The sequence below is a fragment of the Acinetobacter bouvetii genome (genome assembly GCF_902753875.1).
GTDB lineage: Bacteria > Pseudomonadota > Gammaproteobacteria > Pseudomonadales > Moraxellaceae > Acinetobacter > Acinetobacter bouvetii_A.
Genome location: NZ_CADDTS010000032.1, coordinates 54,182 through 66,225 on the forward strand (window position 1 = coordinate 54,182; position 12,044 = coordinate 66,225).

The window sequence follows — 12,044 nt, forward strand, 5'->3', positions numbered from 1 at the left end:
ACTTTGAAGTTAAGTTCATCTTGTCGATGCTTTATCTGTGTTTTATGAATATCCCCTGCCCGAAAGCAGGAGATATCACTGCAAAGCTTTTGAATTAACTTAGTCAGGTAATTTAAAGTCAGTTACAGATTCACGTAATGATTCAGCCATATTTGCCAATTCAGATACAGAGCGCGCTGTATCGAATGTTGCAGTTGTTGTTTGAGAAGTAATTTCTTGTACAACGTTCATCGTAGTTGCAATGTGACCAGCAGAAGCCGACTGAAGTTTTGCAGCATCGGAAATGCTGGCAATCAATTTCGCCAGGTTGCTGGATACGTTTTGAATCTCATCCAGTGCTACACCGGCATCTTTAGACAAGTTCGCACCACGAACAACCTCTGATGTGGTTTGTTCCATTGAAATAACGGCTTCGTTGGTATCCGTTTGAATGGTTTTTACCAGACCTTCAATCTGTTTGGTTGCAGATGCTGAACGTTCTGCAAGACGCTGTACCTCATCCGCTACCACGGCGAAACCACGACCCGCTTCACCTGCCATCGATGCCTGAATTGCAGCGTTTAATGCCAAGATGTTGGTTTGGTCGGCAATATCGTTAATCAAGGCAACGATGTTACCAATTTCCTGAGAAGACTCACCCAAACGTTTAATACGTTTAGATGTTTCCTGGATCTGCTCACGAATCGTATCCATACCTTCAATAGAACGGTTTACAACGTCTGCGCCATTAGCAGCAATTTGTACCGAACGTTCCGCAACCACAGCAGATTCTTCTGCGTTTGACGATACCTGGTCAATAGACATTGCCATTTCGTTAATCGCGGCAGATGCACCGGCAATTTCTTGTGCCTGATGTTCAGATGCTTCGGCAAGCTGGTTGGTAATGCCCTGCGTATTTGCCGTATATTGTGCTACTTCTTGAGATGTTTCGGTAATACGCGATACCAAGTCACGTAACTGGTCAATCGCGAAGTTAATGGAGTCGGCAATCGCACCGGTAAAATCTTCAGATACTGTTGCGTACGAACGTAAATCACCGTCTGCCAAGTCTGCAATTTCATCCAGTAAACGTAAAATCGCGTTTTGGTTACGGTCATATTCTTCTTGCAGACTGCTTACACGCTGTTTATCAGACTGACCACGTAAAGCAAGTAATTTGAATACACAGAACAAGAAGCCAACCAAGCAAAGAATCAGGAACAATGCAGGAATTGCAATTGCCAGACTTGAACCGGTAGACAGTTTGTTCAGGTTGGTTAACAGTTCATCTGATTGAGCAAAAATAGAAGAAGATGCCTGACGGACTTTTACAATCTGAGTCGAGTTTTTCAGAATCGTTGCAGATGCAGATTTCAGTACATCATCATACTCTGACTTAATACCTTCCAGTGATTCACGTAATGTTGGATCAGCAATACGTTCTACACCCAGTTCAGCACTACCATTAAGCTGTGCATTCAGATAAGAACCGAAGGTTTCAGTATCCGCACTGAAGTCATCCGCTGATTCACGCGAGTTATCACTACCAGTCAATACCGAACTGATCGAACGTAAAATACGTTCTGCAATGAATACCTGGTTTTTCGCGATAACAACCTGATTAGATGGCACATTTTGACGTGCCATTTGGTCAACCATCAAGTTGTATTCAGCCTGAATACCTGGAATCGATTCACCGATTGCAATGTTGGTATCGTAAAGCTTGTTAATCATTTTTTGTTGTGAAGCAATTAAATCAATCCCTTCAGATACTTTTGACCACTGCTTCTCAACTTCATCCAGCGCCATGGTATGCGCATGGATATCTTTTACCGTTTCAAGGTTTTCGGTAAAATCTTTTTGCGATTGAGTCAGTTTATCAATTGCTTCTTTGGTACCCGAAGCAGTTGCTTCAGTCGCCTGACGTGAAATCGTTTGAGATAAAAGACGTAAATCACCGACACTACGCGTTAATTCGTTATTACGTGGCACACTATAGAACAAGTACAATAATAGGAATAGTGCTACGACCAGACAGAAAGCAGCCCCCATAATTAAAGGCTTGGACTTCTCACTGTCACCAAATACACGTGATAATTGCTCTGTTTGTGATTGAATCTTTGCTAATAAAGCATTCCCACCCTTACGGCTGGTGCCTTCACCTGTATTCTTCTTTTTAAGTTTAAAGCCCATCCAGCTTCTCCCCGAGTTTTGCTATCATTCTTCAGCGTGCGACGATTAGTTTATAAATTTTATAGATGCGTTCATGTATTTTGGGTTTTGCAATAAACGACTAAATAAGAAAACATGCCAGTGTTGATTATGTTGATAAAAATAGCCCTGACAATATTCTTGTAAATTGCGATCTAACTCACCGTGTTTAGAAAAGAAACTTTTCTTGTTAAAGTGTTGAATCCCCAAAACCTGATCCACAACCAAACCGACATAATGGTCATTATGACTAATACACAATACTTTTTGAGTAGGTGAAAACTGACTGCGATGCCCAGAAACATAATGAGCCAGATCAGCGACCGAAAGTAAACGTCCCCGAATATTCGCCAGACCCATAACCCACGATTGGGTATTTGGGACTGGTGTATATTTAGGTGGGTAAATCACTTCAGCTACTTCACCCAAAGGAGCAACAAAATATTGCCCCATCATCTCAAAAGCAATGCCTGACCATCGGTTTACTTCATTTTCAGTTGTTACGTAGTTTTTATTGCCACGCTTTGCAATCCGAAGTAATTCGATAAATCCATTAGCTGCCATAGAGCTTATCCTGCATTGAGGTGGTGTTTTATCACATCAATTAATTGTTTTTCGTCTACAGGTTTAGTTAAATAATCACTTGCCCCTTGACGCTTACCCCAAACGCGGTCTGTTGCCTGATCTTTGGTACTGACAATCACAATTGGAATGTGTTTAGTCGTAGAACCACGAGCAATTTGACGAGTCGCTTGGAAACCATTAACGCCAGGCATTACCACATCCATAAGCACAAGATCCGGTAATTCTGCTTGTGCCATTGTGACACCATCAGCACCATTCGCCGCTTCAATGACATCAAAGCCATGCTTGGTTAAAATTTCTTTAAAACGAAATGTTTCTGTAGGTGAATCATCGACAATAAGGATACGTGACATGCTTTTCCCCAATAAAAATAAACTTATGCTGTTACGTGGTTACGGATTGCGTTTAACAATTCATCTTTACTGAAAGGTTTAGTTAAATATTCATCCGACCCGACAACACGGCCTTTAGCCTGATCAAATAAACCGTCTTTACTTGACAACATAATGACAGGAATATTTTGATAATTTTGAGAATTCTTGATCAATGCACAAGTTTGATAACCATCCAAACGTGGCATCATAATATCGACAAATACGATATCCGGGTTTGCTTCGGCAATTTTTGATAGTGCTTCAAAACCATCTACCGCGGTCACGACTTCACAACCTTCACGTTGTAGTAATGTTTCTGCTGTACGACGAATGGTTTTTGAATCATCAATCACCATGACTTTTAGATTTTGGAATTTATCGTCCATTTAATGACCCTTCCCATTTTTAGAATGTACAAACAATTTCGGTCGAAAGTTTTATTACAAGTTATGAACATTTTTAACATATCTTTACTTGCATTATCAATGAACATTTTCCGCACAAAGACTCACTTTCCAATATTTTCAACAACAGCTTCACACTTTCTACCGACCAATGATTTTTTTTTGACACAGAACAGTTTTTTATTGTCAAGTTTGGGGCTAATATACCCTTTTTATTACTTTTAAAATAAGTAACTTAGTCAACTTTACTTGGGGGTTTCAATGCAAAGTCAGTTTAAACAAAAACTTGCTTTCATTGCGCAAAAAAAAATGACCAGAAAATTCATTTTTCTCTCTTTCATATTTTTTTATTCTGCAACTGTATTTGCTGCTGACGCTCCTCCAAAAGCCACATGGTATCGTTACTATGATAGCAAAGGTGTAGCCAATCTCAGTAGCAATGTTACGCCCAATCATATCCGCTATGGGTATGAAGCTCTAGATCAAAATATGCAGGTGATTAAACGCAACCGTGCTTACAATGTTGAAGCCGACATTAAACAGGCACCACAACGTGCTGCACAGGCCAAACAAAATGCAACGGATTTAAAACTCAAAAATGCCTATGGCAACAGTCAAGTCGCCACCAATAAGCGTAATGATGCACTCATAAGTATTAAAAAGCAGATTGCCTTCCAACAAGACCAGCTTAAACAATTACAAAATGACCGTATTTTCTTTAAACGTCAGCAAATGGAACATTTACGCAAAGCTGAAGGCATTCCCACCAACTTAAAAAACACCCTAGATAATAATCAAAAAAATATTGAAGCTAAAAAAGAAACGATTCAATCGTTACAAATGCACTATCGAAATACCCAAGCAGAATACGACAGAATTATCGCTCGCTTAAAAGCTCTTGAATAAATTGCATTTGTTATATCATGAGCTTAATTTATGCAACAATAAATAAAAAAAGGATTTACACGCATGCTATCAGGACAGCGTATTAAAACAAATAAATTAAGCCATCACATACAGCCTTTAGCATGTAGTGTCCTGTGTTTAAGCCTGCTGCTCAGTGCTTGCAAAAAAGACCAGACAGAAAAACCTGTTGAAATTTCAAAAAAAATTGAATTGATTCAGCAAGATTTGGTTGTAGTACAAGATGGCACATCTGTAGCAAAAACTGCCTTCACAGGTACTCTTCGTGCTGTTAATCAAAGCAGCATTCAAGCCCAGGTGAATGCCACAGCAACCGCTGTAAATGCACAGGTTGGTCAAGCAGTTTCTAAAGGTCAAGTCTTGGTTCGGCTTAATAATCAAGATAATGCTGCACGTTTAGCTCAAGCTAGAGCAAATTTAGCTTCCACCCAAGCGCAGGCCAATCTGGCTAAAAACATGATGCAGCGAAAAAAACGCTTATTTGATCAAGGTTTTATTTCCAAAGTCGAATATGAACAGGCCACAGTCGACTATCAGGCACAGCTTGAAAATGTACACGCCCAACAAGCAAATGTGAATATTGCTGAAAAAGCCGATCGGGATGGAACGATCCTCAGCCCAATTTCTGGTGTAATTACCCAACGTCAGGTTGAAACAGGACAAACGGTTGCTGCCGGGCAGACCTTATTTGAAATTGTTGATCCAAATCATTTAGAACTCCAGGCCAAACTGCCAAGTGATATGCAAGCTGCTCTAAAAGTTGGACAAAATATTCAATACACGATTCAAGGCAATCCTGCTGCACTTAGTGCAGTAGTCACCCGTATTTCTCCGATTGCCGATCCCGCCAGCCGTCAAATAGAATTCTTTGCCAACCCCAATGAAACCATTAACTCTCGAAGTATCGGTGCTTTTGTAGAAGGCTATATTCTGTCTTCGAGCTCTGTTTCAGGCCAACTTATTCCTTTAGACACGATTCAGAACATCAAAGACCAACCTTATGTATGGCTTATCCGAAATAACAAGATTGAAAAAGTAAAACTTAACATTCTAGAACAGCGCTATAAGGATAATTTAGCTGTCGTTCAAGGGCTACAACACGGCGACCGAATTAGTCGTATTAAATTCAATGATCAAGATATACATCAACAGGTCATCATCAATCAAAAATAAAAAATAAGCACAGGATTGTTGTTATGTGGTTTACCCGAATTAGTGTTAAATATCCTGTTTTCACCATCATGATGATGCTGTGTTTACTGGTATTGGGTTTGGCATCCTGGCAACGCATGGATGTTGAAGAATTTCCCGATGTCGATTTTCCCTTTGTCGTTGTTTACACCAGTTATCCTGGGGCATCACCTGAAACAATTGAATCTGAAATCACCAAGAAAATGGAAGAAAAAATCAATACCATTTCAGGTTTAAAACAGGTGATTTCCCAGTCCAGTGAAGGTCTTTCGACTATTATTGTCGAATTTAATCTTGATGTTTCTTCTGCCGTGGCTGCGCAAGATATTCGCGATAAAATTGCTCCTGTCACAGCCGGTTTTCGTGATGAAATTCAAGATCCAGTGGTAGAACGTTATGACCCGACCGCCAATGCAATTATGTCGATTGTTTTTGAGTCGAATAATATGCCCTTACGCGATTTGAGTTCCTATTTAAATCAACGTATTGTTCCGCAATTGCAAACCGTTCCGGGCGTAGGTGCAGTCAATTTACTGGGCGATGCCCAACGTCAAATCCGTATTGAAGTTGAACCACAAAAATTACAAAGCTTTGGAATTGGTGTCGATCAAGTCATTAATACTTTAAAAGGTGAAAACATTGAAGTGCCGGGTGGAACTTTAAAACAACCCACATCCGAACTGGTTGTTGAAATCAAATCTAAAGTCATTCACCCACAATCCTTTGGTGACTTGGTTGTAGCCAATAAAAATGGAGCACCTATTTTCCTAAAACAGGTGGCAAAAATTGAAGACAGTCAGGCTGATCTTGAATCAAGTGCATATTTAAATGGTAAAAATGCAGTCGCAATTGATATTTTACGTAGCTCGGATTCCAATGTCATTGAAGTGGTCAATGCAACCTACAAGGCCATAGAAAAAATACAAAAGCAACTTCCTGAAGGAACAATCGCTAAAGTCGTGGTCGATAGTTCCAAAGGTATCCGCGGCAGTATTAAAGATGTCGCGCGTACCATCATTGAAGGTGCAATTTTAGCAGTTTTCATTGTATTGCTTTTTTTAGGCTCTTTCCGCTCAACTGCTATTACTGGCTTAACCCTGCCAATTGCCTTGTTAGGTACACTCACCTTTATTTGGGCCTTTGGTTTTTCTATCAATATGATGACCCTGTTGGCACTTTCCCTCAGTATCGGTCTTCTTATTGATGACGCCATTGTGGTTCGGGAAAATATAGTCCGGCATACTGACATGGGCAAAGACCCGGTAACAGCTGCTCTTGACGGCACCAAAGAGATTGGCTTAGCGGTACTCGCAACAACCCTGACTATTGTTGCCGTTTTTTTACCGGTCGCATTTATGGGCGGGATTATTGGTAAATTTTTCTATCAATTCGGGGTCACAGTCAGCGCTGCAGTACTGATTTCCATGTTTGTCAGCTTCACTCTTGATCCTATGCTGTCCGCACATTGGGCTGAAAAGCACGATCCCAATAAGCAACCCGGCAGAATCAAACGATTCTTCAACTGGATCTCGCATAAGCTGGATAATTTAAGTCACTATTATGAAAAATTGCTGAAACTGGCACTGCGTTTCCGGGTCATCACCCTCATCGTTGCAATTGCTTCACTCTTTGGCGCATTGGGGTTGTCCAAACTGATAGGGACCGAGTTCGTTCCGGTTCCAGATAAAAATGAAATCCGGATTAAATTTGAAACACCGGTAGATGCATCTTTGGAATATTCACAAGCCAAGTTGTTGCAAGTTGAACATATTATTCGCCAGCAGCCAGATGTCCTTAACACGTACAGCATTATTAATGGAGTCACAGACCGTGGGAAAAACCATGTCAGTATTCGGGTCAGTGTAACGCCACGTCTGGAACGCGATAAAACCCTCACCCAGCTGAATAACGAGTTCCGTCAGCGCCTGCAAAGTGTTGCTGGAATTACCATCACTTCGGTCGCTTCCGCGGATGAAACTGTTTCCGGCGGACAAAAACCGGTTCTGATTTCAATCAAAGGACCCGATCTGGATGAATTACAAAAAATCTCCGACCGTTTTCTTGCAGAAATTGCCAAAGTTGACGGTATTGTCGATCTGGAAAGCTCGCTAAAAGAACCTAAAGCCACGTTGGCTGTAGATATCAATCGCATATTGGCCAGTGATTTAGGTCTTTCGGTAAACCAGATTGCCAATGTGATACGCCCACTGATCGCAGGTGATGATGTCACCACATGGCAAGATGAGAAAGGTGAAACCTATGATGTCAATCTGCGTTTGACTCAAAGTAAACGCACCCTGCCGAGTGACATTGAGAACCTTTACCTCAATTCACAAAAAACCGATGCTTCTGGACAGCCTATTTTAGTACCACTAGCCAGTGTAGCCACATTTAGAGAAAGTCTGGGCGCTTCGCAGATTAACCGTCGTGACTTGGCTCGCGAAGTGCTGGTCGAAGCCAATACTGCAGGACGACCTGCGGGTGATATTGGGGCAGATATTAAAAAAATTGAAGACAACTTTGATTTACCACCCGGTTATAGCTTTGCTACGCAAGGCGCTAACAAAGACATGGCAGAGTCCGCCGGTTATGCCCTGACGGCTATTACACTCTCGATTGTATTTATCTATATTGTACTCGGTTCACAATTTAACAGCTTTATTCATCCAGCTGCGATTATGGCCTCTCTCCCCCTTTCCCTGATTGGGGTATTTCTGGCGCTCTTCCTGTTTAATTCCACCCTGAACCTGTTTTCTATTATCGGGATTATCATGCTGATGGGACTGGTCACCAAAAATGCCATTCTGCTGATTGATTTTATCAAAAAAGCCATGGACCGCGGTGAAGATCGTTATGATGCCATTATTATGGCTGGTAAAACTCGATTACGCCCCATTTTAATGACCACCAGCGCTATGGTGATGGGCATGATTCCTTTGGCACTGGGCTTAGGCGAAGGTGGCGAACAGAGTGCACCGATGGCCCATGCCGTGATTGGGGGGGTAATCACCTCTACCCTCTTGACTCTAGTCGTAGTGCCAGTCATCTTTACCTACCTGGATGACTTTAAGAATTTTATGACGCGCCAAATCCGAAAAATCATGGCATAATAAATCCATAACCATGAGGTGACATTCTGAAATGTTCACCTCATTTTTTTATCGTATACTCTTATGCTTTAACGCTTAATTATCAGGACAGTTTCCATGCGCGCGAGTCGCTTTTTATTTGCTACGTTAAGAGAAACCCCAAATGATGCTGAAGTGATCTCACATCAGCTCATGTTACGTGCGGGGATGATTCGTAAATTGGCTTCGGGTTTATACACTTGGTTGCCGATGGGTGTACGTGTGCTAAATAAAGTAGAAGCGATTGTACGCGAAGAAATGAACCGTGCCGGTTCGCTTGAAACCTTGATGCCCGTGACTCAACCGGCAAGCTTATGGGAAGAATCTGGCCGTTATGTTCAGTATGGTCCTGAACTGTTACGCTTCAAAGATCGTCATACCAATGACTTTGTACTTGGTCCAACACATGAAGAAGTCATTACAGACCTTGCACGTAACGAATTGAAAAGCTACAAACAGCTGCCAATCAATTTCTATCAAATTCAAACCAAATTCCGTGACGAAGTTCGCCCACGTTTTGGTGTGATGCGTTCACGTGAATTCATCATGAAAGATGCTTATTCTTTCCATGTTGATCAAGCTTCATTACAAGAAACCTATGACAATATGTATGCTGCATATTGCCGTATCTTTAGCCGTCTTGGTTTAAATTTCCGTCCGGTACAGGCAGATACAGGTTCAATTGGTGGTTCAGGTTCGCATGAATTCCACGTATTGGCTTCAAGTGGTGAAGATGATATCGCCTTCTCGACTGAATCAGATTACGCAGCCAATGTCGAAATGGCAGAAGCCATTCTTGTGGGTGAGCGTGCAGCTCCAACTCAAGACTTAAAACTTGTAGAGACGCCAAATCAAAAAACCATTGCAGATGTATCAGCATTCTTAAAATCTGACCCAGCTCAATCGGTTAAAGCCTTACTTGTACAAGGTGTTGCTGAAGAAGGTAAAACAGCACCTGTGGTTGCCCTATTCCTTCGTGGTGACCACGAGCTGAATGAAATTAAAGCTGAAAAACATACGGCTATTGCAGCACCTTTAACTTTTGCGACTGAAACCCAAATTGCAGAACTGGGTTTAACAGCTGGTTTTATTGGCCCACAAGGTTTAGTTGAAAAAGGTATTACCGTTATTGTAGATCGTGCAGCATCTGTACTTTCGGACTTTGTTGCCGGTGCCAATGAAGTGGACAAGCATGCCACTGGCGTGAACTGGGAACGTGATGCCAACTTTACTGAAGTTTATGACTTACGTAATGTGGTTGAAGGCGATCCATCACCAGACGGTAAAGGTACGATTCTAATTAAACGCGGGATCGAAGTGGGTCATATCTTCCAGCTAGGTAAAAAATACTCTGAAGCTTTGGGCTGTAAAGTGCTTGGTAAAGACGGTAAACCGCTGGTAGTGACCATGGGTTGTTACGGTATTGGTGTAACGCGTGTGGTGGCTTCTGCCATTGAACAGAATTTCGATGACAAAGGTATTATCTGGCCTTCTGCAATTGCACCGTTTGAAGTTGCAATTGTACCGATGAACGCACATAAATCACCACGTACGCTAGAAGCTGCTGAAGCACTTTATGCAGAACTGCAAGCTGCGGGTTATGACGTAATTTTGGATGACCGTGATGAACGTCCAGGGGTGAAATTCTCTGACCTTGAAATTACAGGTATTCCACACCGTATCGTGATTGGTGAAAAAGGTCTGGATGCAGGGACTTTTGAATATAAAGGCCGTACCGATGCTGAATCAGTGAATATTTCTAAAGAAGAACTTCTGGCTAAAATTGCAAAATAATTTGTAATATTCCATAAAAAATCCCGCTTCAGTCGCGGGATTTTTTTATTAACTTTTTATTAACAGAAATTTAATGAACCAAAACAGTTCCGATAAGCGGGTGCCAAGGTCGTAATATTACCTGCTGCAGCTTGACCATTTTGCACCATGTTCGACATCAAGTTAGTTAATGAGTCAGTAATATCCAACGTAAATGCTTTCTCCAGGTACATAGACCAACCACGACCTACTTTGGCTGCATATCCAGGATATTGAATTCCCCCTAAAAGTGAAGTTAGAGCGATACCAAAATTACTTGAACTGACTTCAAGTTGATGCACATTGCTTAAATTATACGGTAAATTATAATTGTTAAGTAAAGTTGTTAATTTATCACCATATTTACTATCTGTTTCTAATGCTCCTTGCGTAGGAACTGCTTGTCCCAAACCTATTAAGGTTTGCTCTTTCATATAGTTTTTAATACCCGTTTTTAACAATGGCATTAATGTACCCGCAATACCTGCTGTACCAATAGCATTACATTTATCACCTGGGTCTCCTGCACATAGTTGATCAATCTCCAATCCTTCAACCACATTATTTACAATATCACCTAAACCCAGATTAGAAATACTCACTTGGGTTAACCTTGTACCGTTAGCAGTCACATTCGCCGATTTAGAAGCAGCTGCTGTATTAATGGTCAAATCTCGATATCTAACAGCAATAAGACCTAAATTTGTGATTTCTGCATCTTTAACCCCGAGAAATCCTGTTGCAGCATATTGCTGCTTATAATCATGGCCAAATAAACCATAATCACCTAAAAAATCTGTTGAGTATTTGGATTGATCAGCTGCGGCACAACCTATTGTGCCTGCTTGACAAGTTACAGCAATACGATTCTGAGCTAGAATATTTAAATTCGTCACTCCAGTTAAATAGCCACTAAAGCTATTTAAAGTTCCAATACTCATCGGGCCTTCAGCTTTTTCTGCCCCTAAGCGAACCCCAACCACCTGACGGGTAGCTGCACTACTTCCACCCTTAATGGCAAACTGAAAGAAGGGATTGGTTAAAACAAAGTCTTTTAAAGCTGTTTGATTGGCTACCGTATCTTGTGTTGAGCCAAGTGTAATACACGAACCTGAAGAGCCCGTCACACAACCAAAAGATAAATTTGAAATATCTATATCACAACCACCTGCGCCATTATCTCCCCCACAGCCCAACTGAAGGGATTTAATATTGGTATTTAAAGATAACTCTGCCTGCAAACCAAGCTTAAAAAAATCCAGTCCTTGGGTAGAATCAGTTTCTTTAACAAGTGAAAATAAAGCTTGTCCTGTCACATCTGAAAGAGATTCATCATCTAGCGTTGTCATTGCATATGACATTTTAGTCATACCCAGCACTAAGACCAAAGCTGCAATGGTTGCCAATATTATTTTTTTCATCTTCTTTGCCCTTTT

At 41.2% G+C, this 12,044-nt stretch carries 9 protein-coding genes; 4 read left to right on the top strand and 5 right to left on the bottom strand.

From position 1 onward, the window contains the following. Nucleotides 1–99: 99 nt before the first annotated feature. Genes FB6_RS09575 through pilG form a run of 4 tightly spaced genes read right to left on the bottom strand, consistent with a single transcriptional unit; the run spans nt 100 to nt 3,535 of the window. Nucleotides 100–2,172, bottom strand: coding sequence for a methyl-accepting chemotaxis protein (locus tag FB6_RS09575; RefSeq protein WP_174559778.1), 2,073 nt, complete (start codon nt 2,170–2,172; stop codon nt 100–102). A 45-nt stretch (nt 2,173–2,217) separates the two neighbouring features. Next, complete coding sequence (locus FB6_RS09580) at nt 2,218–2,754, bottom strand: chemotaxis protein CheW (protein ID WP_174559779.1); 537 nt, start codon at nt 2,752–2,754, stop codon at nt 2,218–2,220. Between the two features lie 5 nt (nt 2,755–2,759). Then, nucleotides 2,760–3,128, bottom strand: a complete 369-nt coding sequence (locus FB6_RS09585; RefSeq protein ID WP_174559780.1) for a response regulator — start codon at nt 3,126–3,128, stop codon at nt 2,760–2,762. Between the two features lie 23 nt (nt 3,129–3,151). After that, the gene (gene pilG / locus FB6_RS09590) at nt 3,152–3,535 is read right to left on the bottom strand and encodes a twitching motility response regulator PilG (RefSeq protein WP_004723803.1); all 384 of its coding nucleotides are present in this window, start codon (nt 3,533–3,535) and stop codon (nt 3,152–3,154) included. 279 nt (nt 3,536–3,814) lie between these two features. Here pilG and FB6_RS09595 point away from each other — a divergent pair, with 279 nt between their 5' ends. The 4 genes from FB6_RS09595 (at nt 3,815) to FB6_RS09610 (ending at nt 10,590) form a co-directional block, all read left to right on the top strand. Further along, entirely contained in the window at nt 3,815–4,459 is a 645-nt protein-coding gene (locus FB6_RS09595) for a hypothetical protein (RefSeq protein ID WP_174559781.1), read from the top strand. Between the two features lie 63 nt (nt 4,460–4,522). Continuing rightward, nucleotides 4,523–5,650, top strand: coding sequence for an efflux RND transporter periplasmic adaptor subunit (locus tag FB6_RS09600; protein ID WP_174559782.1), 1,128 nt, complete (start codon nt 4,523–4,525; stop codon nt 5,648–5,650). A gap of 23 nt (nt 5,651–5,673) precedes the next feature. Continuing rightward, on the top strand, nt 5,674–8,778 hold the full coding sequence (locus FB6_RS09605) for an efflux RND transporter permease subunit (RefSeq protein ID WP_174559783.1): 3,105 nt from the start codon (nt 5,674–5,676) through the stop codon (nt 8,776–8,778). A gap of 96 nt (nt 8,779–8,874) precedes the next feature. Further along, nucleotides 8,875–10,590 (top strand): proline--tRNA ligase, encoded by a 1,716-nt coding sequence (locus tag FB6_RS09610; protein WP_174559784.1) that lies wholly within the window; start codon nt 8,875–8,877, stop codon nt 10,588–10,590. A gap of 59 nt (nt 10,591–10,649) precedes the next feature. Here the strand turns inward: FB6_RS09610 and FB6_RS09615 are convergent, their stop codons facing one another. Next, complete coding sequence (locus FB6_RS09615; RefSeq protein ID WP_174559785.1) at nt 10,650–12,029, bottom strand: hypothetical protein; 1,380 nt, start codon at nt 12,027–12,029, stop codon at nt 10,650–10,652. Nucleotides 12,030–12,044: the final 15 nt, after the last annotated feature.

Excerpts from the sequence above, each read along its gene's own strand:
- FB6_RS09610 (WP_174559784.1), top strand. The coding sequence starts at position 8,875 with ATGCGCGCGAGTCGCTTTTTATTTGCTACGTTAAGAGAAACCCCAAAT.
- FB6_RS09605 (WP_174559783.1), top strand. The coding sequence starts at position 5,674 with ATGTGGTTTACCCGAATTAGTGTTAAATATCCTGTTTTCACCATCATG.
- FB6_RS09585 (WP_174559780.1), bottom strand. The coding sequence starts at position 3,128 with ATGTCACGTATCCTTATTGTCGATGATTCACCTACAGAAACATTTCGT.
- FB6_RS09600 (WP_174559782.1), top strand. The coding sequence starts at position 4,523 with ATGCTATCAGGACAGCGTATTAAAACAAATAAATTAAGCCATCACATA.
- pilG (WP_004723803.1), bottom strand. The coding sequence starts at position 3,535 with ATGGACGATAAATTCCAAAATCTAAAAGTCATGGTGATTGATGATTCA.
- FB6_RS09580 (WP_174559779.1), bottom strand. The coding sequence starts at position 2,754 with ATGGCAGCTAATGGATTTATCGAATTACTTCGGATTGCAAAGCGTGGC.
- FB6_RS09575 (WP_174559778.1), bottom strand. The coding sequence starts at position 2,172 with ATGGGCTTTAAACTTAAAAAGAAGAATACAGGTGAAGGCACCAGCCGT.
- FB6_RS09615 (WP_174559785.1), bottom strand. The coding sequence starts at position 12,029 with ATGAAAAAAATAATATTGGCAACCATTGCAGCTTTGGTCTTAGTGCTG.
- FB6_RS09595 (WP_174559781.1), top strand. The coding sequence starts at position 3,815 with ATGCAAAGTCAGTTTAAACAAAAACTTGCTTTCATTGCGCAAAAAAAA.